The sequence below is a fragment of the Paenibacillus sp. Y660 genome (assembly GCF_057221575.1).
This window is the reverse complement of the sequence record NZ_JBXBBJ010000007.1, coordinates 117,424-140,366: the sequence shown is the minus strand read 5'-3', so window position 1 is coordinate 140,366 and position 22,943 is coordinate 117,424. Positions and strand designations below refer to the sequence as shown.

Genomic DNA, 22,943 nt, shown 5'->3' with positions numbered 1-22,943 from the left:
TTTCCTCTAGTCAGCTATTACGGTTTGGTTTCTTCCAGCATTTTTGGCCCTGTACATCGCTTGATCCGCCAGCATGAACAGCTCATCCGCATTTCTCGCCTGTGACGGAAAATGAGCCCCGCCAAGTGAGACCGTAACGGTTTGTTTGAGATGATTTTCGCTTTGCTCCATAATTAGCCGAATGCGTTCAGCTGTTTCAAAAACATCATGCGCCGTCGCATAGGGCAGAAGAACAACGAACTCCTCGCCTCCATAACGGCTGCATACAGCCCCTGCTTTTACGGATTTCCTTACAATCTCAGCAAGATGCTGCAAAACTCTATCTCCCTCTTGATGCCCAAAGTTGTCGTTAATAGATTTGAAACGGTCAATATCAAGCACGAGTATGGAATAAGGCTTCTGCTCCTCGACCCATTGCTTCATGATCGCCTCTAACGTTCGACGGTTGCTAAGTCCGGTCAGAACATCGGTCATCGCCGCTTGGGTCAACAGATCGTTCTGAGCTTTAATGCCGCTCATTGCACGTACAATCGTTCTAGTCAATAAATCAGCTTCACTGTTCCAGTGGTGCTCCACTGTCGGCAATGCAGTATCTTTCTCCCCGATTTTTCTCACAAAGTTCGCAAGCGTTACGAATGGCATTGCTAATCGGCGCGCAAACCAAATCGTCACCAGCAATAGTAGAATAAATGGAATGATCGTATACAGCAAGATTGAACGAATATACTGGCTTAATTCCGCATTGACGATGTCCATCGGAGAAAGCACGACGATTCCCCATTTGCTTTCCGGTACGAATGAATACCCTGCGAGCAGCGTTAATCCTTTTGAAGCTTCCGTTAGCTCTTGCCCGCTTTCGCCTTGTGCCAGCTTCTGGACGATAGGGTCGGCGCTTACGTCTTGACCTATACGAATGTAATTGGGATGGTAAAGCAAATGACCATCGGAACTTGTTACAAAGAAGTATGAGCCATTATGATCCAAGCTGTCGTTGCCAAAAATCATATTCAAAACGTTATCTTCTTGCAGATAAATGGAACCGCCGATAAAACCTCTGTAAACGCCTTTCTGATCAAATATCGGCTCGCTGACAAATACGAGAAGCCGTTTGGACACTGCGCTTATATACGGCTGTGATATGTAAGGCTTTCTAAGAGCCAATGCTTCCTTAGGAGGCTGTGTTTTCACTTGCTTGCCTATCATTCCAAGTGAGGGAGGAGACATTACACGCATAATACCATTCTCATCTACTACTATAATGGAACTAAAATAATTACTGCTTTTGCGTATCAATTCAAGGTACTTGTCCGAATCCGACTCATTTAATCCCCAGTTCATGGAATAAAATGCCGCAGCGTTTTTTAGACTGCTGCGCATCGATATAAATAAAGAATCCATCGCCTGACTCATCTTAGTTGCTGTGGAGAGATTTAAGGTAAGCGTCGTTCCAATTAATGATTGCCTTTGGGATTGATAGGATGCGAAGAGCAACATCGTTAATGTGAGAAGAACGGATATCGTGACCAAGCCGGTAAGCAGCGTCGTTAGGCCTATTTTATTCCTTTGCGAAGCTTTTATCACACGTAATATATGCATATAGACCCTTCCTAAACATTATGGTACTAGTAATATTCGACGATATTCGACATTTTCCTTCTCCTATTTTACTTTATTACCATAATTAGAATAATTCTAACTCTTGATGACAAAAAATAAGACAGCATATCGCTATGCCGTCCGATTATCATCGCACAAATTCCCGCTTAGCTCCCCTTCATCGAATGCTGTTCCACACATTAAAAACATATAATGTCAATCCCCGCACCTACTTCCAACCCTTCGGGGCAACTATGTTATAATAGAAATACTACAATCCAAGCGAGGTGAAGCCGATGAAATGGGGAGAGATTACCGAACTGCATCCAGGTCGTTTTGTGCTGGTCGAGGCAATCAAGGCAAGCTCCAACAATCATGTGCGACAATTAGAGGATATGGCGGTTATTCAGGACTACAACAACCCTCAGGAAGCCTGGAGCGGCTATAAAGAGCTGCATAAGCTTCATCCGACACGCGAGCTGTATGTATTCCACACGAGCAGAAGTGATGTAGAGGTCGTTGAGGAATTTTTCTCAGGGATAAGGCAGCGGACATGAAAATACAACTCCAGCACGGCTTGCCTATCATCTCCTTAACTTTAACTCACAACAATCAAACGATTGTTTTACAGAATGTTCTATTTGATACAGGATGTGCTGCAACGGTTTTTGATACCGATGCACTTGCTGGGATTAGCATTGACATTGACTTTATCAATGGACGAGCCAAACGAATGTATGGGGTAGGGGGAACGAGCGAAATTTGCTATGAGCAACACATTCCCGATCTTCATATTGAACACATTGCTTTAACTGATTTTCCGATTCAGCTTGGTTCTATACAAGAGCCTTATGGCTTTGATGGGATTCTTGGCATTGATTTTATGATGAAAGCCAAGTGCAAAGTGGATTTTGAATCGATGGGAATTGATTTTAATTATTAGACCAAGCGATGCCGTCATTCAAAGGCAATTACTTGGTCATTTTTTATCTATGGAATCTCAACGCAATGTTGAATATTCGATAACGATAAAGCAACTATTCACTCTAGTCACTCTTTCTGACATATATTGCTCGACCAAATTTACCTTCAAACAATACGCTCCCAACCCTAAAGTAGTGGATCAGGGTCTCTGAATGGCATATCTAATAAGAGAGGTCCTTGCAGAAACTCTGCATCCATTATTATTCAGATTTATACTTTTCACATTCAATTTATCAAAGCTTGACGTCGTCACTACAAGCTATTCTTTCTGACGTTTTGTTTCCTTCTTTTGGTCGCTACCCTTCAAAGTTTGTTACCATTCGTACAGATAAGCATACAAAAAAATAAGACAGCATATCGCTATGCCGTCCGATTAGGTTGCTATGTTAGATTTGTAATTCACCAAGCTTGATAAGCTCGACAACCGCTTGTGAACGACCTTTTACGTTCAGCTTTTGCATGACATTCGTAGTGTATTTTCAAGCACATAAAAAGTCAAATAAGAACTTGGATAGTGATTTCACCATCCTTATTGATTTCTATCCGGCTAACTACTTTCATCAAAAGCACCCTGATTTTATTGACATCGTCATAAGACTCCAGCTTTGTAAGCTCGTTTAACGCTTCTTTCATGGACTTTAGGTTTTTTTCGCGATCCAAAGTGTGTTTCTCCTGAAGTGCAATAACCGACAGCCTTTTTTCAGCCACTTCGATTTCTTTCTCATAAATTGCTTTCTCAAAATCATATTGTACAGAATCAATATCACCAAGCATGTTCTGCCTTCTAATCTCGAACAAAAGCTTCCGATTGTCTTTTACCTTTTTTTCCAAATTGCTTTTTTCCTTTGTTGTATCAGTCTGAAGTACATTAGCATTTATCCCTTCCAATCCTTCGGCTTCAGCTCGTCCAACTGTATCAATAATAAGATTCAATATTTCACTTATGGATTCATCACGAAATTTAAAGTATTCCAGCCACTTACCATTCGCGCAGCCGATAGCCCCAACTCTTCTCCTACGAGAACATAAGAGGTAACGGTAACGCACTCCCCTCGTTTCAGACGACATTGTCACCATAGCCGATCCACATTCAGCACAAAATACTAGTTTTGCAAATGCGTTAACAAAGGATCGTCGACCTCCACGAGTTCCGCCTCCCCGAATAAGCCTTAATTCCTGAGCCTTCTGAAATTGTTCTTCAGTTATGATTGTTTCATGTGTTTGATATTTCGTCTTTTCCCATTCCTCTTTTGGTTTTTTGACTTGTTTCTTACCCCGGTCCATCAAATCATCTAAATTATTATACGATGTTTCAACTGTATATTTTCCCGACACTGTATATCCAGTATAATTCTCATTCTGGAGAATAGATTGAATCGAAGAAAGTCCCCACAAATTCCCTTTTGCTGAAGGAATCGCTTGTCTTTTCCCTTCGTCACCGTTGAGATAGTTAACAATCATTTTTTCCCCCATACCCTCATTAATGTATAGGTGATAAATCAATTTTACAACAGCAGCTTGTTCGGGTATGACTTCTAAGGTTTTTCTCTTTCCGCTCTTCATTCGTGGATCGTCTATAACTATTTTTTTGTATCCATAAGGTGCAATGGATCCTGTGAAATTTCCTGCGGCTGCTGATTGTCTGATGCCTCGACGAGATGAAACACTAATATCTCCACTGGAGTTTTCGTTTACTACAGATTTTATACCAAACAACAACTCATCATCTTTTATTCCTGAATCATAACCATCTTCAATTGAAATTACTCTTATCTTGAGTGCATTTACTAGAATCCGTTTTAAGGAAATGGCATCAAGTGCATTCCTACTGAATCGGGAAAGCGATGTGAAAAAGAGGGTGCGGATATCGCCCCTCTTCGCATCTTCAATCATTTGTTGTACATCTTCTCGCGTTACAATGCTGGTTGCAGTACCTTTATCTAAATAAATGTGTTCAATTTCTTGATCCATTTTCAAAGCAGTCTCACGAATAAACGCCTCTTGGTGTTCGGGACTATCTTTTTGCGAATCCTTCATAGTTGAAACACGGACATATCCTCTAGATTTTTTGCTCATTACGTATTTCCCCCGAAATGTATTTGTGCAGAACTTCATCAAGATTATCCGCTACAGCACCGTTTTTTGCAAGTGCTGATTCAAGAGTTTCTTTAACAATAGCTCTTACAATTTCATCTGAGCGGTTTCCGACGCGTATGATTTTTATATTATAATTAGGATCTCTTTTGTTTTTCTTCATACTCATCACCCACTATTATGTTATGAGGGGAGGCATGGTCATCTTGCAGGATTAGTACAATTAAAATAAAGTCCCCTGCCATCCTCGGCTCAACTTATCATGTGCCCGCTTAACCATCGTATCGACTGTGCCCTTATGGATGTTCAACATATCGGCAATGTACTCATGGGGAAAGCCTTCGCCCTTCGCCATGACGAAAACCTCTCGCTCTCTTGGGCTGAGTATGTCCAACACTTCCTCCAGCTTGTGCCGCTCATCATCCGTTAGTGTTGTTGCGCTGCGGCTATTGATAGGTTTCATGTACCGTTCCATGATCGTCGGGTCCATGAGCACAGTCCGCTGGTAGACGCTGCGTCTGTCTGCTCCCCGTTTGCTCCGGGGCTGCCGGCCAGTGTGGAGCCATTCGATATTATAATTTACATCCGATATCATTTCGGTGATGTGACTAAGGTCATCCTCATACGAAGCTGCGAGCTCTGGATTTTCCGCAACGTCTTCTTCAATCCGTTCGCGGCTCGCCTGCAGCTTTCCGAGAGTGATTCGATATGATTTTTTCAAATCATCTAAGTGAAGCATGTATCCGCGTTCGTCCAATTCCGGTATAAAGTCCTTCTTCCCCACCTTGCTCACCCCTCTGAGGGATTGCCCCGGCAGAAGCCGAGGCCGCATATTATTTAGCAACTGCAATTATCAAAAGGAGCACGCCCAACCAAAACATTACGCAGAATATGCCAGCTAAGCCCCAGCAGGTTATAAAAGGCCAGTTCCACCGACTCCTCATACGAGATCGTCATCATCATTCTCGGCGTCTATCGCTTCCGTATCTGACTCCGACTCGCCTCCAACACCCTGCATCGGATCGTCGCTTTTTTCGGCAGCGGCGGCAGCCTCTTCTAGCGTCATTTGATTGCCGTCTACCGTTACAGTTCCGTCTTTATCAATAGTCCCGCGAACACCTTCACGATGCTGCTCTTGCTGCTCTCGGAATTCATCAATGTCCATTTGCGACTCTGTAATCGTCAACTCAACATCAGTTCCAGCCAAACGGTAGAATTCGAACGAATGTCGATTTGAGGACCCACTGTTCACTACGAAATCAAGAACTGTCTTTTTTGAATCCTGCGATTTCTTCACGAATTCCGCAGTTAGTGGATCGACATCATTAATCCTTAACTCCACTACCTCACGGCACATCATGTTCAGTTCCGGCAAATGCTCATCATCACCTTTTACATAAAACTGAACGAGCTCTTTCTTAGAATCACGTGTCTGTTTATTGAAATTTGCTTTAATTTTAACTTGCATCTCGATCTCTCCTCGGAATAATATTTGGAATAATTTCTGTGCCAATCGATAACTCTGTCGTTAAACTGGCATTACCTTTTCGATATACTGCTCCACACGCAAAACGTCCTCTCGCAGCTCAGTCAGCGTTGCTGCTGTCGATTCTTTAATCTTCAATGTCAAGTACCGCTTGAGACAGTCTTTCACGCATGTGTAATAGCCAACTGTCTTGAATAACTCTTTGCCTTTATCGTCAAATTTGCCAGTGTACTCTTTTATGACAAACTGCCTCTCATCAGATTCGATGTATAAGTTACCTTCGATCTGCACCTTCATAGTTATTAGCTCCCTGTGATCATATTTGGAATAATTCCAGTCCCTATCTGCGGCTCGTATCCATCGCAAAGTTAAGCTCCAGCCTGCTAATTCCGAGCTTGCGGGCTAACTGGCTGCGCGGAAGATGCTTATTGTTAGCCAGATACAGCCGCTGCTCATCTGTAAGTTTGACAGAAGCAGCCTGCTCGATTAATGTGTCTTTTTGTTCTGTTTTATCCTCGATCCTTGGCTTTACTCGTTTCACGAGCTCGTACTCTAGGCCGTTACTGTAATGCTTGTATTTATGTGGCGTGCCTTCACGCCGAATGATTTTTTTCTTTAGTAAACCGCGTATGGTTCCCGAACATGTCCCGCTTTTTAATCCTGTTTTTTCTATGACTCCTTTAGCAGTAAGGCCAGGATTTGAATCGACAACATCCATGATTAATTTCTGCAATGTGGTTAATTGGATCATGACAACCATCCTCCTTTCTCACACATTTCCAAACGTATGTTCTATTTTTAGGCAGCAGTTTGCCGCCAGCTCACCGGAAATGGCTGTTTTACTGTTTTTTTAATCCATCTGATAATAAGTCGTTACGTCCCACCCGCGCTGCTTTAGCTCTTTGGACATGGCCTCGACAGCCTTTGAGCGTTTGTTACCTTGTCCATCGCTCGTCGGTTTAATCATGTAGCCTTTGCCGATCCAGCCCCACTGTGTCTTAGCTCTGCAATATAGACCAGCAGCTTTGATCGCTTCAAGTACTCGGGTTTCTCTCGCCCTTGGAATTTGTAGAAAGCAGCTATCTAAATTACAGGTTCCACCATCCTCCGAATCTTTCACTGCTTCGCAGGCTATTTGGTTAGCCGTTCTTAGATCGTTGGTCAGCTTAACGTAATCCAATGTTTACCCCTCCTTTCCCAGCACATACGTTCGGTTTTTTGACAAAAAATATATGCCGATCATCTTTTGCATTTACTCCATCAACTCTATGACATACTTATACTGCTCCTGCGTGATCTCGATGTTGATTGGTTCGTACGCCTCGCACACTCCCTCGAAATCTAGTGAGATGAATGCATCAGCCCCAAATTTCTCTGTCAGATGTTGCTTAACTTCTGCATGGTACGATTTGTGTTCCTCAAAATCCGCATTTGTTGGAACGGCTAAATCATTACGAACAATCACGTATGCGTTTTGGATGTCGTTCATGGTAACATCCAAGTTCTCATCGTCCCAATCACCGACCTCCATACTGGATGCCAAGTACCTTTCTGAATTCGTTTTATTACGCAATACCATTACTGGCACTTTGTCCATAGTTACATCCTCCTCATACATCTCAATATTCATTTTGTTACTTCTTCGAGAATTCGCCATGCGTTAGACCGTCCGGCTGGAGAATCGATAACAACAGTTACGTCCGAAACAATTAGGCTAGAAAATGTATACTTGTTGCCCTCTTGCATTACCAAAAACCACTTTTTGGATATATCCATGCCATGCACACCGCCTATTCATTGTGTTAAATCGTCATACTGCGACATTATTGTCGTTCAAATCCGCCACAACTCACTAGGTCATCGTCCAGAAATTCTGTTCGGGGTTCATGATAAAATGGTTTAGATGCACAACACCGTTTCCCATCTTTTAAGTAAAAGAACTTACAATCTTCGCATCTATCCTGATTAGCATCAAGCCCCTCACCGTACATTTCGGCACACGCCTTGCTGTTTGGTATAAAAAACATACATCTGTCGCCAGTTATTGAGCATGTTGTTCCATTCGCTGCTGTACAACCCATTTCATATTCACCTTCCTTTGCAATAAGGGCTACGAACATTCGTATTCATCTAGATACATTAGCTTTAGCCTTGTAATCTTCACTCCGGTTGAGCGAGCACCGGTCACAACAATCAGGAACACCTGTATTGAGAATCGCAATTTCAGGATCGATGTCCTCGCCACACACGATACAATTAACTGACTCTAGCAGGCCCATATGTTCACCTCTATCCGTTTTCACTGACTTACTTAACTCTGCGGATCGTTGGAGCCTTCCTTTTTTCCGAAGCTGCCAACACTTTCGCCCACACTTCATAATGGTCTTTCAGCCTGCGAAGAAAAACTTTAGCCTCAATTTCAAAGTGATCCTTTTGTTCGACAGGAACCTGTTCAACAAGTGGCAAAAGATCCTCTATTCGTTCGATGGTAGCTGGAACCTTTCTCCGCACTTTCTGGAGCCGTTCATGGACTTCGGAATAATATCCTTCCATCTCACACCGCCTTATTTAACCAGTTATATAATTCAATATCCGTTCGCTTGCCGTTCATGATTGACGGCGTTCTTGGTGATGTAGGCTGCTGCGATCTGCTCAAATGTGAAGCCTAGACGCTGCTCACCGAGGCTGTAGAAAAGACCAAGACTTATTTGAAATGATTGGCGTTTAGTCCATGCATCTCTTAACCCAATGCCTGCCACATGGTAAAGTAGTTCTGTGAATGCTTTTTCGGTCGATCCCTTCAGAGGCGCTGAAACCTCCAATTCATTCGCTGTCAAATTGATTTGCCGCGCAATCGATAGGAAGAAGTGAAGGCAGTCGACGTATTCTTCCATCAGTGGACTGGTGATCTTCCCGGACTCACTGCATTTACGGCAATTGACACGATGCCCAGTGAACCAAAATCCACGGCCCCCGCAAGAATCGCAGTCAATTACAGCCTTTAATCCATATGCAGGCTCCTTCCGCTCACTCCAATGCTTGAACCCGCGCCATTCGTTCGCCAGCTCCGCAATCTCCACTTGGAGCGCCAGTACCGTGTTAGGTAGTAGGTCTTTCCCTTCTAGTCCTTTCTCCTTAATGATCTTCGCATCCAACGCCTTCTGCATTTCGTATAGCTGTTCAAGAGTAATTTCGTTCATGGATAAGTCCTCCCCAGATTCAAAATGGTAAATCGTCAACTTCAAATACATGCCAGATGAAAGATCCGACCTTAACGCTGCCGATAAAATTTGTTATAAAAAGCTTTTCCAAATCGATTTCCCAGCCCGTACCTACGCAAAACAGCTTCTTTTCTTCCGTGCTTGCCGTTCCAAAAGGTGTATTAACCATCGCGCAGATCACTACATGACCGTCCTGTGCGATCGCAGAAACCAATTTTGCTCCGCGTGGTACAGTGAGACGCTGCAATCCCTCTTGGGGCGTAATGGGATATTTCAGGATTTGCGGCATGAATAAGTCCTCCCTTAAAGAATGATTTCAAACGAATTGTTCTGCTCGCTGATAAGCGTCGTCTCGCCCCGGTCATTATTGACCTCAAGCGTGTGTTGAAGTTGCTTTAAACATGTGTCGCCTACTCAAAATAATAAAGTTTGTCCTTCAAACTGAAGCTTCGGCTGGACCGCTGCGACCCGGCGCTCAGCAATTTCGACATACGCGGGATTCATCTCAATGCTTGTACATTCCCTGCCATTCTCGATAGCAACCTCTTCAGCGGTTCCGCTGCCTCCGAAAGGCTCAAGCACCCGACCACCGACCGGACAGCCTGCAAGTATGGCGATTTCAGGGATTGCCTTCGGAAAAGTAGCAAAATGCGCTTCGCTAAATTGTGCAGTGGCCACAGTCCAGACCGATCGTTTATTACGAAGGCCCGATTCATTCGGAACGTTTCCACTACTCTCGCGCTCCACCAATTCACTATTATCAAAGCTTTGACCACCAGTGTACTTGCCGCCACCTCTGAATGTTTTCACGTTCCCTTTTGCGCGGGTTCTTGATTGCTCAGGCCCGAAGGCTCCCTTGCTGCCTCCTACGGCTTTCATGTTTCCGTTTGTTTTGCTGCCACCATTGGCTCGATCAGAGCCGTGTTGTGATTCAATATCCTGTGATAGTCGTTCGATACTTGATGCTGCCATCGGCTCCTTAATAGCTTCGTAATCGAAATAATATTTTTCAGATTTAGCCAGCAGGAACACATATTCATGAGCCTTTGTCGGCCGATCCTTGACACTTTCCGGCATGCAATTAGGTTTTTCCCAAATGTTATCCATCCGGAGGTACCAGCCGTCTGCCTGGAGCGCAAAAGCTACACGCCACGGAATTCCGACAAGGTCCTTTGGTTTTAATCCAGGTGCATTGTAATCTTGATATTTAATACTTCCCGAATGCTGGCCTGCATGCTGCTTATGCATGTCGCCCGGATTGCCGCGACCATCTGCATTACGGCCCTTCATTGATCCAGCATAGGTATCGCCGAAGTTTAGCCAAAGCGTTCCATCATCTCGCAGCACGCGCCATACTTCCCGAAACACCAAAACCGTATGGGCAACAAACATCTCGGGCGTAGGTTCAAGTCCAAGGCACCCACTCCATGGGGGAACCGTAATCGACGGCAGCCCCGGCATTGGCGTGTAAGTTACCTCTGGCCAGTCGCTCGGCGGGATGCCATAGTCTCTCAATGCCCAATAGGGTGGCGAGGTCACGCAGGTATGAAAGTGTTGTGACGGCAGCGTCTGCATGACGATCCGGCAATCTCCTAGCAAAATCATTTGTTTCACCTCACACTGATAACTGAAGTTGTCCCTCAGACTGTTGTTATCTCTTTAATTTAAAATGAGAATATATTAGCTCTATTGATCTCACGTGTACTGTTGTTATCCAACAGACGAACCAACCGCGATCCAATCGCCCTAATGACGTTAACCGTTACGGCATTGCCCGCCTGCTTATACCGTTGTGAATCCGATACTCCTGCGGCTTTAACCGTTTCATGCGCTGCGTCCGAGAATCCTTGCAGGCGCCAGCATTCCAGCGGCGTTAGCTTGCGGATCCGGTAGCGTGGCGTGACCACCTGTGGGACCTTATCGAGCCTAGCAGCTTGCAGCGCTCCTGTTTCGTCGTACTTAACGGTTGTACATGTCGAATGCGTCTTTTGGATAACATTGTATGGCTCTAATACGTGCGTCCTCTTACCACTCCCAACTTCGCAAGGTGAAGTGCCTTTCGCATAACTAGAAGTTAAGCAGTAGGCGATTCCACTACCGTTGGAAAACTCCTGCAGTATTTTGGGGCCTTCGCCTTTGTTCGTCGTAAGCGTTGGGCAGAGTCCGTTATCCGCATATACGCTGCCGTTCATTCCGTTGCCTGACGAATTGACGTTGCCTACACGTTCGACCGCTATCTTCGTAATTGCGTTGCCGTGCTGATTTAAACATGTCGGTGCAATCCCGTCCGTACCGTAAACTGCACCGGTCTGTCCGTTGTCTGACGGTAGGTGTCCGACTTTATGAATAACGTGCTGATGATCCACACCACCTGAACGTAGCGTACCGGATTCTTCTCGTAGCCTAACGCCGCTCTGCGCTTCTTGAATAACCCATACGCCGGGAGTGCGCCCCCCTCCGTTAGCTCGCATTGGCGGCGTAATACGTTCTTGTACATCGTAGCGGTGAGACGGACCGTCATCAGTAATTAGTGCATCTGGTTCAGTAAGTATCTCGCGATGCTTCTCATTAAGCTGCGCAATCAGCTTCGCCGTCTTTTCCTCCGATAGATAATAACGCTCGTCCACGTTCGATTCTAAAATGTCCCGTAACCGAGTAGTCACCGTGTCATTTGTAGGCCAATCGAAGTTAAACGTTCGGATGCCGAGGTCTTGCGCTCGCCGCCTTGCCTTTGCTTCTACGCCGTTACCACTTACGTTCCAGTCCACATGTTCTGCATCACGGCTGGCGCAAATGAATATCCGCTCGCGATTCTGTGGCACTCCGTAATGCTTCGAGTTAAGAACGCGGAAATCGATCGCATATCCAATATCGTTGAGTACCGCGCACATCGTTTCGAACGTCTTGCCGCCATCGTGCGAGAGTAACCCTTTAACGTTCTCTAATAGCATCAAACGCGGCTGCTTAGCGCTGGCTATACGTGCTATCTCGAAGAACAATGTACCGCGTGCTTCCTCGAATCCTTTACGCTGCCCCGCAACACTGAACGCCTGGCACGGGAAACCTCCGACCAAAACGTCATGGTCTGGGATCGAGTGAGCGTCAATCTTTGTTATATCTCCTTGGAGCTCGATTGCTCCGTTGTACAAAGCTTTGTAAGCTTTGACTGCAAACGGATCGATCTCGGATGAGAAGACGCACTCGCCGCCTAACTCTTCTAGTGCTTGACGAAAGCCGCCAACCCCTGAGAATAATTCAATAAAAGTGAAATAGTTCAATCCCCCACCTCTTTCTTTTTCCGACCGGACCAGCTCATAAAATCTCGTTCCCTTGGCCTTGCCGCTGCCTGCTGCTCGCGCTCTTCATCCGTCATCTCTCGAACTTTGATATCCGAATTAGCTTTGCGATCAATGTCCAGCTTGCGCTGCGGCAGCGGTTGTAGGCGGCGGCTCATCGCTCATCCGGGAACTCGTCCCAAGTGCGGCCATCGAGCATGCGGCCAGCTTGCTGTTTTCCGGTTTTGATAAAAGTCCAGTCAATCTCAGGAAAATAAGTTGCTTTGTCTGTTGTTTCTTTTTGCTTCCAAGGCAGCGGATGCCACTCTCCCCATTGCTTGAAGTGGAATGAGGTTCCTGCAGCCCGGCATTGATCCCTCAAGCTCCGTACCCATTCCGGATGCATCGGCCTTGCGTTCCGGCCGCTTTCGCCGCCTACGATAACCCAATCCAGTCCTTTAATGGCCTCAACGCCGTAACCTTCGTTATCCGGGTGCTCAAATTGAGCTGAAAACTGGAGATCGACTGGCCCCAACAGTGGCTCGCAGGATAGAAATCGAATGGCTGCTGGCGTCTTAAGCAGCAAAGGAATACGTTCATTCGCGGCCCTCTGATTTTCGACCGATACGCCGAGCCAGACATTGCGCAGAGGCCAATCCGGCCATTTCGGAAGTGTACTGCCGGGCGGTGCGATGTTTGCCGCATCCTCAGGACTTATCCAGCCCCATTGCTCCATGTAGGGCGCAATGTCAGCGAGTTTGTCCCATCGAGTTCCGTTAACCGCAAAATACTTGTGCATCCGCTCTGGCCGCTTTGTGAGAATCTGAAAAGTATGTTGCGGTGCAAGTGCCATGACCGCAAATACTTGATCGATGTAGTCGAACGGTACATTTTCGTGAAACAAGTCGCTCATGCTGTTAACGAATATCCGGCGCGGGCGCTGCCAACGTAATGGTTGCTGCAGCACCTCTGGAACCAGCCTTATCTGGCCGTTCCAGCGACCATCGGTTATCGTCCCCTCATAAGGCAGTCCCTGTCCGGAAAAACGTGCTGCCATCCCTTCAGCGTAGCAGTTCCGGCAGCCCTCACTGACCTTTGAGCAGCCGCGCAACGGATTCCACGTAGCCTCAGTCCAACTGATATTTGTTTTGTCGCTCATCGGCGCATCAGCATCCTTCCAGTTAATTTGACGGGCTTGCCGCTCCGCTTCTTCTCTCGGCGCAGTAACTCATTTTCTGCGTCTGTCCTATCCGCTTTGGTTGCTGCAGAATCGTGGTAGCGGATGACGACCAACTGCGCCCGCGTTGCCTTTCTCATGTCCATCTAAAGCACCTCCATCTGGAACGTATGTTCGGTTTTAAGGCAGCAGAAATCCCTTCACCGAGCGATTGCGCGGTTATTATAAAGTGGTTATTGTCACTTCTACCCGAGGTCTTGCGCTGTAACGCTTGCGGGCAATTACGTCTGTTACTTGGCTATCATCTTTCCATATGACGCCATTCAACGCATCCTTGATCCCTTTGAGATAGTTGTCGACGTCTGGCTTCGATACCGGCAACAATTCCCCCATCTCAGCTGCTTCAGCCTTCTTCTTGCTTGAACTGATTGCTTTAGTGGTTTGTCGGTAAATCGTAACCTCAAGTGATAACGGACCTTCCAAAAGAGCATCAAAAGCGTGTTCCCCAGCAGCCAGCTTTACGTAATCTTTCCAATCACGAGACTTTTTAGGGTCGTAAGCTCTTGCCATGCCATTAATGGTCGTAAGCTTCGGCCTTCCTTGTGCGACTGGTTCCCCGTAGATCGTAAATGATATTTTTTGTTGCTCGATAATCATTGCCGAACTCACTCCCTCTTACCTGTTATTTGCAAGCTGCGCGGCCTGCCACACTTAACATTCCGTTTGATATAACCTTTCTTCTCCAGCCGGTCCAAATGAGATTGCACGGTTGAACTAGATGATAATCCGACTGCTTCCCCTATTTCTCGAATAGTTGGCGGATATCCATTTTGGTTTACAAATGCTACAAGGAAATCGAATATTACTGCCTGGCGTTTATTAAGTGGCGTTAGTCCGATTGCCAGATGCGGCTGCATCTTCCGCTCAGCTATCAGGATTTCAAGGCCGCGCCGCATCGTGCTGATGTTGATTGGCTTGTTAGCTGACAAACACTCCTGTACCTGGGTGATAACCTGTTCGTCCGTCATTACAAGTGTATCGAGCTGCTTTGCAAATTCGGATTTAGCCATGCTTGTCAGCCTCCGTCGTCGTGAGAGTAGAAAGAACAGCGCGTGCCTTTTCGCCTTCATCTTTGCCGATTGGCAAGACCGGCTCCCACTGATCGACAACATTTTCTTTGTGGTTCTTTTTATCCGCATACCATTCCAGCGCTTCCTTCATGGCGGTGTGTTCGGTGCGAAGAGTTTCGACTTCTGATATGTCTACCGATGTTCTGACGGCATTGTGCATTCTTCGTTTAAATGTTTCGGCGTCTTTCTGCGCCTTCTCCAGTTCTTCAAGGAGGTAGCGGATATAGGTGGGAGTGTTGGCGATTAAATGGGCGTCCGTTTCTTCATAGCAGTATGCAAGTGTGCCTGCTGATGTGTAGACGTCAAATTCAAGGTTTTCTACTTTGTGCCACGGTCCCGGTGTAGCCTTCTCCAACGCTTCTTTTATTTGATCTATCATTTCCTACGCTTCCTCCTCTAGCATTTTTACAATTCTTTCAAGCTGCCGATCATCAAAGGGGCCGAAAAATTTACCGTTCAGCACTATTACAATTCCTTGTTTATGAATAATAGCTCCGATTTCCATTTGCGAAAAATCAAGCATCGTCATTCACCTTCCGTAAATACCGCGTTGCAAATCCTCCAGACTTTCCTTCCAGCAGGACGCATTCCTCGCCGCATACATCCCAAGGATGTGATCGTACAGACCACACTCTACCTTCGTTTTTTCGCGCCTCGACGCAGGTGTGCATGACCACTTTGTCGCCGGGAGTTAGACCGGACTTTGTTCCCTTTTCCATTTGGCTTTCCTCCGTTCTGTTTTATCATTGGCAGCAAGAACACCTCGCCGATCACCTTTCCATGAACATCCTTCACGATCTCCCAAGGATTTTCTTGAAAGTAAGGATCGACTTCAACGTGAATACGCCGCTGCCGCTTCATACCAGTTCCTCATGGTCGTCCACTGTGGTTTGGCGATCAATATTAAGCATCTTGCCGTAACTTTTTCTGAATGCCAACTCCACGGTGCCAGTCCGGCCGTTACGCTGCTTGGCGATAATAACTTCGATGATATCCTTCTTTTCTGTTTGCTTGTCATAGTAATCATCCCGATAAAGGAATCCTACGATATCAGCATCTTGTTCGATCGATCCCGACTCCCGAAGGTCGGACAACATTGGCCGCTTATCCTGCCGCTGCTCAACGCCCCGGCTGAGCTGCGAGAGTGCGATAACAGGAACTTCAAGCTCACGCGCAATTTGCTTCAACGTACGCGATATTTCAGATACCTCTTGCTGCCTGTTCTCGCCCGCTTTACCGCGTCCCGAAATAAGCTGCAAGTAGTCGATTAGAATCATGCCAAGCCCTTTTTCCTTTTTTAGCTCGCGGCATTTAAAACGAATCTCGCCGACCGTAATACCTGGTGTATCATCGATGAAAATATTAGCATCTGAGAGGATGCCGATCGCATTGGTCATCTTCCCCCAATCATCCGCTTCAAAATATCCCGTTTTTAGCTTTTCTCCGTCAATGTTTCCTTCGGCCGAAATCATCCTTTGCACCAGCTGCGCAGCCGACATTTCGAGACTAAAAATTGCGACAGTTTCCTTGGCTCTAATACCTACGTTCTGAGCAATGTTAAGAGCGAAAGCCGTCTTACCGACGGAAGGGCGGGCTGCGATGATTATAAGATCACTTTTCTGGAAGCCGGCGGTCATCTTATCCAGATCAGTTAAACCGCTTGGCATACCGGTAATGCCTGCGTTGATATGACGATTGTTGTATTTCTCCTCCGTTTGTTCGAACACCAGATAGAGTGCGTCCTTGATCGCCACAAACGCTTTTGGCGGCTTATTTTCCGCCGTCAACTTAGATATACGCTTTTCAGCTAAAGCGACGAACCCAGCAACGTCTTGCTCCGATGTAGCATGCTTTACCAGCTCCCGAGCAATTTCAAGCGATTCACGCCGCAGTGACATGTCCAAAACGATATCGGAGTAAAAGGAAACACTTGATGCTGTCGGTACCGATCCGGCTAAGCGGGCAAGGTACGAAACATTTCCCACTGCTTCGAGTTTTTCTTCATCCTGCAGCGCCGCACTGACCGTCACAATGTCGATCGGCGCCTTTGATTCATAAACTTCACACATCGCCTTGTAAATCGTCCGATGTGACTTGTCATAAAACTTCCGATAGGTAAGTCGATCCTTCACCTTTTCAAAAGCCTCAGCGTTAAACAGGATCGATCCGATTACAGCCTGCTCAGCTTGAAGGTTGAACGGTTCGTCGTCCGGCATCCCCAGATAACTGCCCTCATAGTCGGCAGGGGCTTCGTTTGGATAGCTCATGCTTGCTCACCCCTTAGAAACTTGCGTCCGTTTTCCCAAAAACAATCAGGTGCCACAGCATCGGAAGCCGCCCAGTGATCAATATTGCTCATGTGTTCAGCAGCTTCAAGTCGGAGCATGTCCTGATTTTGTGTGAGCAGCTGATCGGCACGGATAATGTTCGCCGGCTTTGGCTCCCGGTCACTGGTTCTCACGTGCTCCCTGTAGTTTTTCAATGCCGCATCAAAAGGTAAGTCAGACATCAGATCATACCAATGCTGCGCGCGCTCTCGGGTTTGCTCAAAAAAAGGAAAATCAATTCTGATCAATGCGAAGAGTGCCACTATTTCGGTCTCTTTCACGGGCCGCCGCCTCCTCGTGCATCCGCCGTAATTCTTCTTTATCTTTTTCGAACTTAGTTTGTTTTGGTGGAACTAGATTATTTACGACCTTGGGGTAAAAGGTATAAGGATCTCGATCTGGTAGGAACTTTTCGAAATGGTCTTTGCCTAAGAAGTCTGCTAAGCCCCATCTTGTATCAAGCTTGTAGTCTTGGTTATTGACAATGTTGTCGTAAGCATCGATAGCCTGTAATAGTTCATCTTTCGAATACTGACCAAGCTTGTATGAAATCTGAGCTCTGATTTGAGGATTTAAAGATTTGTGTTGTACAAGTTTTTTACTCATCCAATGATCAAAAACAATAGATATTAATTCTTTATAATTGTATTCATTATTGTTTATATCCATCAGGTGTTCCCTACCTTCTCCATCAGCTGTTACTTTTCCGTTACCCTGATCTTTAACAGGCTGATATTTGTCATAGTTTATAAGGGTTATGAGCGTGTATTCCCTGTTACCCTTACCGCGATCTATCGAAATCATATCGTTGAGTATTAAAAATTTTAGAATAGCGTCAATTGTCTTCGGATTAGGCACCTTTTTCTTGCGTCCCTCATACCAGCCAATGTCTTCTGCGATGTCCCGAATCGACGTTAAATGTTGCCCCCTCTTGATCAGCATGCGAGTTCCATCCCTCATCGGAATTTCATTATCAGCATGGTTTGCAATGTATTTCAGCCACTGCCATAAGCGGTGATACAGAGGGGGCATTTTCCAAATATCACTGATCAACTCTTGTCGGTGATCTAGGATGAAACCTTGCATTCACCTCACCCGTTCAATTAGTAGATTCTGAAAAATGTTGCTCTAGCAGCCTGTCAGCATCTTTGGCAAGCTCGCTGATCCGGCTACCGCCTTCCCAGCTTGCAAAGAGCTCCTGAATATCGAGGCGAAGGCGCTGCTCGCGGTCTACTGGCTCCTCCACGGTGTAGCCGTTGACTAATGCAGTCATTAGCTTATCGCCATGATCGCGGTTATCAAAAGGGTAGATGAAATCTTTAATAGCTATCGTATGTTCGTTATCCCCGTAAGACTTCGGTTTAAATAAGAATCTCGCAATATCGTAATTAGAATATTTGCAATCGATATTACGAAAATATTCAATAGCTACCGCTACTTTCTTCGGCAACACGACCTTTTCCGGCTCGCGGGCTGCATCAACTTCATCCATCAATCGCCTGCATTCGCCCTGTAATTGAATGACGTTATCGGTTAGTCTATCAGCGGCGGCGACAGCTAGCTTCTCATCTTCTTGAGCTATCCTTAGCGCCTCGACCAGCTTCCCAAGATCAATTTCCTCAAGATGGCTCAAATGCACACTGCGATACATCAGCTCGCCTTCAAGAATAAAAACCAATTCATCGCTTGATTCTGCTCCAACTGCTAGTATCGTGCCCGGTTTAACCTCTTGATCAGGAAAACGAAAACCTTCCTTTACCTGCATATATCTCACTCAAATCACCATCCTTTATTTTTTCCATACCACTGGGGCCAGATCGGCATGCGCCGGCACCCATACAGGCTTTCCGTATTTTTCTACATAGGTCAATTTATTGATCCACTCATCAACCGGCTGCTCCGAATGCATTACCTGCAGCATCGCTAGCGTTGCCTCAACATCGTTTAATGCCCGGTGCGCACCGTCCAGCTTAATACCGTATTTGTCGCACATATTCTCCAGCTTATGAGGGTATGGCGTCCGGTCCCGCGCGATCGTCAGTGTATCGAGAAATGGATTAGCAAATGTGATTTCGCTTATTCTGAACATTGCATAATGAAGGAATGCGAGATCAAACGTTGCATTATGTGCTACCAAAAGTGTTTGCGGTCCCATCACCCTGCGAAGATTCAAGAAGGCTTGCTTTTCTTCCATCCCGTTAACCAGGTGCTCGTCTGTAATGCCCGTCAGCTCCGTAATCTTCGGCGCTAGTTTGCCGTCAAATTTCACGAAGGTCCGAAATTCTGACACTTGCATACCTTTTACTACACGAATTGCGGCCATCTCGATGACTCGCTCTTTTGCTGGGTCAAGACCAGATGTTTCAAAATCGAAGACGCACATGTCGTCTAAAATATTAAAAGGCAATTAAAAGACCTCCAATTTGTAATGCTTGTTTTTCACAAATCCCTTATCGAATAAGGCAAGCTTTACGGCCTTCTCGGCCAGCACTGCTGTGTTGTTGTTCTGACTCATATGAGTCAAATAGATCTGCTCGCCGCGCCCATGGATCAGCTTGGCCAACGCCTCTGCTGCAGCGTCGTTTGACATATGACCAATGTCAGAGAGAATCCGATATTTAAGGCCGTCATGGTACTTCGGGTTAGCGTTGAGCATTTCAATGTCATGATTGCACTCAAACACGTAGATATCGCTGTGCTCCATAGCTGCGATCATTTCTTCGTTTACGCATCCGGTGTCCATCAGCACGCTTACCTTTTTGTCGGCGGAATGGATTGTGTAGCCGAATGGCTCCATAGCATCATGCGAGATATTGAAGGGTTTGACGTTCATATAGCTGAGTTGAAAGGAGGCGAAGCCGGTAAAACCATTTGTTTTAACAACCCTGCCGCTCTCCAGCCTGCCAATTGCTTTAAGCGTCCCCTCGCTGCCGTAAACAGGAATCTTGAATTTATCTGCGAAGCCAAGGCCGTCGGTATGGTCACCATGTTCGTGGCTGACGAATATAGCATCGATTTTAGTAGGGTCATAGTTTTGGGCGAGCAGTAGCTTCTCTATTTTCGTTTTGGATGGACCAGCATCGACTAAGATGCTGGCTCCTTCCGTGGCAATGTAGATGCATGACCCTTTTTCAGAACCTGTTGATAGGACTTTAACGATGGTCCCCATTATTCTAGGTCGTCGTCGCCGGCAGCTTTCTCGGCAATTTCCATGTCGATTACCTTAATTAACTTTTTGAGGTCAGCTTCCGTGGCACTTTCGCCCTGGATTTTGAGATTATCATTCAGATACTTCGCCGCTGCAGCTTTTGTTGAGTGTCCCAATTCTGAGAGCTTGGCGCCTATGGTTTTCCACAGTTCTGTAACGGCATCAGATGGTCCTGTCTCTGAAGCGGAAGGCTTCGGACTCTCTACTACTTGTTCCCCGCTGGCAGCATTCGCTTCTTCGGTGATATCTTTACGAACATAAGATTCGGGAGAACCAACAGGTTGGCTTGTTTCATCGTCTCCAAATTCAAGTCCGTATTGCTTCTTCAAACCACGCTGCTCAACGTGTTTTCCGAACATGTCGGTCGTCCATTTGTTCCAGTTATCCTTGTTCTGGCCACTGAACATATGCTCAATTTCCGAACGATCCATGATGACGGTGACTGGCCGCTTACCATCACGATAAGCAATCGAATAGGCTCCGATGATTTGACCACGCGGGAACCCGATTTCGTGAACAATCACTTCCATTTCTTTGGTTTCAGGATTTTTAATCATCCTAAATTCATCGTTTGCGCATACCATCTGCGTGTCTGGCGGCTGGAAACCTTCCTTTTCACGGGCCTTAGAGAGATAAGCTTCAGCGGCGAATTGGATACGGGCTTGCTGACCGTACTTAATGAAGAAGATTTCGTTTTTAAAAGGATCGAGTCGGTATGAGGCAGCCTTATGTGCGAATAGCAAGAATTCAGGGTCGGTTGCTGTTGGGCAAAGGGATGTCCGGATCACCTCTAGAACCTCTGGCGGAAAGGCCTCTCTGATCTCCGGTGTCATTACAGCAACTTGTTGGTTTTTACTCATTTAAACAATCACTCCATCCACTTCAATTTTTAAATCTTGTTCCGGAATAGCTCGTCCGGTAATTATCTGATCGTAAGCTGCGATCTGGCCCGTATACTCTCCGATTCCATCGATGAACACCGGTGTAATGAGGTCTGATTGTTTGAACAACACTTCAGTGAGCTCCAAGCCAGCGCTGATCTTTTCTCCAACCGATAGTGAAATGTAATCCTTGCCATCCTTCTGGACACTGAAATCCGGATCATATTCATCGCGAGAAGCTACATATTTGTAAAGACGAATTGAGAGTGTTGTGAACTTGGATTGAATCTCGGCAGCCTGCAGCTCCGCCTCTTTGGCGCGGAATGCTTTAATCGCATCCAAGATGAATGTCGTCTCACGCAGGCTAGCAAGCGTAGAAGCTTCAGTTTCTTCGGCTGCCGCGACTTCCGCAGCAAGTCGGGAATGCTCTTCTGCTGCTCTAAGCTGACCGGATAATGTCTCCCATTCCGATTCTAGTTTTGCAGCCTTCTCCTTCTGTTCAGCAACATCAATCCATTGAGCCTCGTCCAGCGCCGCCTTCGCCTCATTACGCTTCTCTTGAAGGTCTTTATGCTTTACCTTGTATGCTTCGACTCGCTGCTCCTTCTCGGCTTTCACCTTCTCTACATCCTCAGCCTTAAGCGGCTGCTGGCATGTGCGACAGGTATCCTTGATCGTTTCATCTCGAAGCGTTGGAAATGCATCTTTCGATGAAAGCACTTGCTGATTGAGGTATTCGTACCGTGATTTCAGTTCCGTATAGTGAGAGTTGATGGAGGAAGCTTCTGCAACGATTGCGTCCTCTTTCCAGAAAACTTCCTTTGCAGCGGATACTTTCTCTTTCAATGAATCAATACTCTCCGTAACTGCTGGCACGCGCCCGAGCATCTCGCGCATCTTCTTTGTGGCTCCGACAGCCTCGGTGTGAGCCTTGTCCAGCTTCGGCTTGAGCTCCTTGTGCTTGGCTTCCAAATCGTTGATGGTGTGTTTCTTCGTGAGCTCTGCCAGCTTGGCAGCCTGCGGGTTAAGCGTGATTTCTTTCGCCTTTTGTTCCGGCGCCGTTCGAGACATCTCGGTAAATACTGTTTTATTAGGTGGCGGCGTTACGCCTTGCATCAACAATGCGCGCTGCTTGGTCCAGTGAAGGCCGAAGAAGTAAGCCGGATAGTATAAGGCCATGAACTCGTCTTGTGAAAACAAAGAAGCGATCGCATCGGCGTATTCAGTTGCTGATCTAGGAATGTCGTTTACATAAAAGCTGTTCGTCTTGCCGGCGATCTCCCGAGCAAACTTGTATTCCGTGCCGTCAACCGACAGCAGCAGCGATGCGAAAACCCGATCGTATTTATAATTGCTAGGCCGTGGGCTGTTTTTGGTTGATGTGTAATCGGCCCCGAGCAAATCTTTGCCAAACAGGACCCATACCGGCGCAGTGCCGATGGATGTTTTACCTTGCCCGTTACGTCCGGATAATGCAGTTACTTTGCCGTAGTGGACTGTCTGGCTGCGGAGCCCCGTGAAATTAACGAGCTCAAGTTCTTTGAATCGAACAATTTTAGCCATC

32 protein-coding genes and 1 pseudogene are annotated in these 22,943 nt (G+C 46.3%); 2 read left to right on the top strand and 31 right to left on the bottom strand.

Annotation, left to right across the window (positions count from 1 at the left end; genetic code table 11):
- Nucleotides 1-6 precede the first annotated feature (6 nt).
- Nucleotides 7-1,596 (bottom strand): sensor domain-containing diguanylate cyclase, encoded by a 1,590-nt coding sequence (locus AC2TDN_RS11175; RefSeq protein WP_482068098.1) that lies wholly within the window; start codon nucleotides 1,594-1,596, stop codon nucleotides 7-9.
- A gap of 296 nt (nucleotides 1,597-1,892) precedes the next feature.
- Here AC2TDN_RS11175 and AC2TDN_RS11170 point away from each other — a divergent pair, with 296 nt between their 5' ends.
- Both AC2TDN_RS11170 and AC2TDN_RS11165 read left to right on the top strand, forming a co-directional pair.
- Nucleotides 1,893-2,153, top strand: coding sequence for a hypothetical protein (locus tag AC2TDN_RS11170; RefSeq protein ID WP_482068097.1), 261 nt, complete (start codon nucleotides 1,893-1,895; stop codon nucleotides 2,151-2,153).
- Nucleotides 2,150-2,539, top strand: a complete 390-nt coding sequence (locus tag AC2TDN_RS11165) for a pepsin/retropepsin-like aspartic protease family protein (RefSeq protein WP_482068096.1) — start codon at nucleotides 2,150-2,152, stop codon at nucleotides 2,537-2,539. The genes AC2TDN_RS11170 and AC2TDN_RS11165 overlap by 4 nt, the downstream gene beginning before the upstream one ends.
- 427 nt (nucleotides 2,540-2,966) lie before the next feature.
- Here AC2TDN_RS11165 and AC2TDN_RS11160 read toward each other — a convergent pair.
- The 30 genes and pseudogenes from AC2TDN_RS11160 to AC2TDN_RS11015 all read right to left on the bottom strand — a co-directional run.
- A pseudogene (locus AC2TDN_RS11160) lies at nucleotides 2,967-3,056 on the bottom strand (helix-turn-helix domain-containing protein); the annotation flags it as partial.
- A 19-nt stretch (nucleotides 3,057-3,075) separates the two neighbouring features.
- Entirely contained in the window at nucleotides 3,076-4,656 is a 1,581-nt protein-coding gene (locus AC2TDN_RS11155) for a recombinase family protein (protein WP_484688039.1), read from the bottom strand.
- The gene (locus tag AC2TDN_RS11150) at nucleotides 4,640-4,837 is read right to left on the bottom strand and encodes a hypothetical protein (protein WP_484688038.1); all 198 of its coding nucleotides are present in this window, start codon (nucleotides 4,835-4,837) and stop codon (nucleotides 4,640-4,642) included. The genes AC2TDN_RS11155 and AC2TDN_RS11150 overlap by 17 nt, the downstream gene beginning before the upstream one ends.
- 60 nt (nucleotides 4,838-4,897) lie before the next feature.
- Nucleotides 4,898-5,458 carry a sigma-70 family RNA polymerase sigma factor gene (locus tag AC2TDN_RS11145; RefSeq protein WP_484688037.1) on the bottom strand — a complete coding sequence of 187 codons (561 nt, stop codon included), beginning with the start codon at nucleotides 5,456-5,458 and terminating at the stop codon, nucleotides 4,898-4,900.
- A 156-nt stretch (nucleotides 5,459-5,614) separates the two neighbouring features.
- A complete protein-coding gene (locus AC2TDN_RS11140; protein ID WP_484688036.1) occupies nucleotides 5,615-6,142 on the bottom strand; it encodes a hypothetical protein in 528 nt (175 codons plus the stop codon).
- A gap of 60 nt (nucleotides 6,143-6,202) precedes the next feature.
- On the bottom strand, nucleotides 6,203-6,457 hold the full coding sequence (locus AC2TDN_RS11135) for an RING finger protein (RefSeq protein ID WP_484688035.1): 255 nt from the start codon (nucleotides 6,455-6,457) through the stop codon (nucleotides 6,203-6,205).
- 43 nt (nucleotides 6,458-6,500) lie between these two features.
- Nucleotides 6,501-6,911, bottom strand: a complete 411-nt coding sequence (locus AC2TDN_RS11130; protein WP_484688034.1) for a MarR family transcriptional regulator — start codon at nucleotides 6,909-6,911, stop codon at nucleotides 6,501-6,503.
- A gap of 99 nt (nucleotides 6,912-7,010) precedes the next feature.
- Nucleotides 7,011-7,340, bottom strand: a complete 330-nt coding sequence (locus AC2TDN_RS11125) for a hypothetical protein (RefSeq protein ID WP_484688033.1) — start codon at nucleotides 7,338-7,340, stop codon at nucleotides 7,011-7,013.
- A 72-nt stretch (nucleotides 7,341-7,412) separates the two neighbouring features.
- Nucleotides 7,413-7,757 (bottom strand): hypothetical protein, encoded by a 345-nt coding sequence (locus tag AC2TDN_RS11120; RefSeq protein ID WP_484688032.1) that lies wholly within the window; start codon nucleotides 7,755-7,757, stop codon nucleotides 7,413-7,415.
- A gap of 710 nt (nucleotides 7,758-8,467) precedes the next feature.
- Nucleotides 8,468-8,713 (bottom strand): hypothetical protein, encoded by a 246-nt coding sequence (locus tag AC2TDN_RS11115; RefSeq protein WP_484688031.1) that lies wholly within the window; start codon nucleotides 8,711-8,713, stop codon nucleotides 8,468-8,470.
- Nucleotides 8,714-8,745: 32 nt separating this feature from the next.
- Nucleotides 8,746-9,360 (bottom strand): dUTP diphosphatase, encoded by a 615-nt coding sequence (locus tag AC2TDN_RS11110; protein ID WP_484688030.1) that lies wholly within the window; start codon nucleotides 9,358-9,360, stop codon nucleotides 8,746-8,748.
- A gap of 19 nt (nucleotides 9,361-9,379) precedes the next feature.
- On the bottom strand, nucleotides 9,380-9,670 hold the full coding sequence (locus AC2TDN_RS11105; RefSeq protein WP_484688029.1) for a DUF7352 domain-containing protein: 291 nt from the start codon (nucleotides 9,668-9,670) through the stop codon (nucleotides 9,380-9,382).
- Nucleotides 9,671-9,795: 125 nt separating this feature from the next.
- Nucleotides 9,796-10,986 (bottom strand): DNA-methyltransferase, encoded by a 1,191-nt coding sequence (locus tag AC2TDN_RS11100; RefSeq protein ID WP_484688028.1) that lies wholly within the window; start codon nucleotides 10,984-10,986, stop codon nucleotides 9,796-9,798.
- Between the two features lie 59 nt (nucleotides 10,987-11,045).
- A complete protein-coding gene (gene dcm / locus AC2TDN_RS11095; protein WP_484688027.1) occupies nucleotides 11,046-12,659 on the bottom strand; it encodes a DNA (cytosine-5-)-methyltransferase in 1,614 nt (537 codons plus the stop codon).
- A complete protein-coding gene (locus tag AC2TDN_RS11090) occupies nucleotides 12,656-12,835 on the bottom strand; it encodes a hypothetical protein (protein WP_484688026.1) in 180 nt (59 codons plus the stop codon). The genes dcm and AC2TDN_RS11090 overlap by 4 nt, the downstream gene beginning before the upstream one ends.
- Nucleotides 12,832-13,815, bottom strand: a complete 984-nt coding sequence (locus tag AC2TDN_RS11085) for a DUF5131 family protein (protein ID WP_484688025.1) — start codon at nucleotides 13,813-13,815, stop codon at nucleotides 12,832-12,834. The genes AC2TDN_RS11090 and AC2TDN_RS11085 overlap by 4 nt, the downstream gene beginning before the upstream one ends.
- Nucleotides 13,812-13,979 (bottom strand): hypothetical protein, encoded by a 168-nt coding sequence (locus AC2TDN_RS11080; protein ID WP_484688024.1) that lies wholly within the window; start codon nucleotides 13,977-13,979, stop codon nucleotides 13,812-13,814. Before AC2TDN_RS11080 ends, AC2TDN_RS11085 begins: the two co-directional genes overlap by 4 nt.
- 76 nt (nucleotides 13,980-14,055) lie before the next feature.
- Entirely contained in the window at nucleotides 14,056-14,490 is a 435-nt protein-coding gene (locus AC2TDN_RS11075) for a RusA family crossover junction endodeoxyribonuclease (RefSeq protein ID WP_484688023.1), read from the bottom strand.
- 8 nt (nucleotides 14,491-14,498) lie between these two features.
- Nucleotides 14,499-14,903: a LexA family protein gene (locus tag AC2TDN_RS11070; protein WP_484688022.1), complete on the bottom strand. Its 405-nt coding sequence runs from the start codon at nucleotides 14,901-14,903 to the stop codon at nucleotides 14,499-14,501.
- Complete coding sequence (locus AC2TDN_RS11065; protein WP_484688021.1) at nucleotides 14,896-15,342, bottom strand: hypothetical protein; 447 nt, start codon at nucleotides 15,340-15,342, stop codon at nucleotides 14,896-14,898. Before AC2TDN_RS11065 ends, AC2TDN_RS11070 begins: the two co-directional genes overlap by 8 nt.
- A 3-nt stretch (nucleotides 15,343-15,345) precedes the next feature.
- Nucleotides 15,346-15,486, bottom strand: coding sequence for a hypothetical protein (locus AC2TDN_RS11060; RefSeq protein WP_484688020.1), 141 nt, complete (start codon nucleotides 15,484-15,486; stop codon nucleotides 15,346-15,348).
- On the bottom strand, nucleotides 15,479-15,682 hold the full coding sequence (locus AC2TDN_RS11055; protein ID WP_484688019.1) for a hypothetical protein: 204 nt from the start codon (nucleotides 15,680-15,682) through the stop codon (nucleotides 15,479-15,481). Before AC2TDN_RS11055 ends, AC2TDN_RS11060 begins: the two co-directional genes overlap by 8 nt.
- Before the next feature lie 138 nt (nucleotides 15,683-15,820).
- The gene (gene dnaB, locus AC2TDN_RS11050; protein WP_484688089.1) at nucleotides 15,821-17,179 is read right to left on the bottom strand and encodes a replicative DNA helicase; all 1,359 of its coding nucleotides are present in this window, start codon (nucleotides 17,177-17,179) and stop codon (nucleotides 15,821-15,823) included.
- A gap of 47 nt (nucleotides 17,180-17,226) precedes the next feature.
- Nucleotides 17,227-17,571 carry a hypothetical protein gene (locus AC2TDN_RS11045; RefSeq protein WP_484688018.1) on the bottom strand — a complete coding sequence of 115 codons (345 nt, stop codon included), beginning with the start codon at nucleotides 17,569-17,571 and terminating at the stop codon, nucleotides 17,227-17,229.
- A complete protein-coding gene (locus AC2TDN_RS11040) occupies nucleotides 17,525-18,376 on the bottom strand; it encodes a hypothetical protein (RefSeq protein ID WP_484688017.1) in 852 nt (283 codons plus the stop codon). The genes AC2TDN_RS11045 and AC2TDN_RS11040 overlap by 47 nt, the downstream gene beginning before the upstream one ends.
- A gap of 13 nt (nucleotides 18,377-18,389) precedes the next feature.
- A complete protein-coding gene (locus AC2TDN_RS11035; RefSeq protein ID WP_484688088.1) occupies nucleotides 18,390-19,055 on the bottom strand; it encodes a DUF1642 domain-containing protein in 666 nt (221 codons plus the stop codon).
- Between the two features lie 24 nt (nucleotides 19,056-19,079).
- Complete coding sequence (locus AC2TDN_RS11030; protein WP_484688016.1) at nucleotides 19,080-19,697, bottom strand: 3'-5' exonuclease; 618 nt, start codon at nucleotides 19,695-19,697, stop codon at nucleotides 19,080-19,082.
- A complete protein-coding gene (locus AC2TDN_RS11025) occupies nucleotides 19,698-20,459 on the bottom strand; it encodes an MBL fold metallo-hydrolase (protein ID WP_484688015.1) in 762 nt (253 codons plus the stop codon).
- The gene (locus AC2TDN_RS11020) at nucleotides 20,459-21,358 is read right to left on the bottom strand and encodes a RecT family recombinase (RefSeq protein ID WP_484688014.1); all 900 of its coding nucleotides are present in this window, start codon (nucleotides 21,356-21,358) and stop codon (nucleotides 20,459-20,461) included. The genes AC2TDN_RS11025 and AC2TDN_RS11020 overlap by 1 nt, the downstream gene beginning before the upstream one ends.
- Nucleotides 21,359-22,942 carry an ATPase gene (locus AC2TDN_RS11015; protein WP_484688013.1) on the bottom strand — a complete coding sequence of 528 codons (1,584 nt, stop codon included), beginning with the start codon at nucleotides 22,940-22,942 and terminating at the stop codon, nucleotides 21,359-21,361. It lies immediately after the preceding gene.
- Between the last annotated feature and the right edge of the window lies 1 nt (nucleotide 22,943).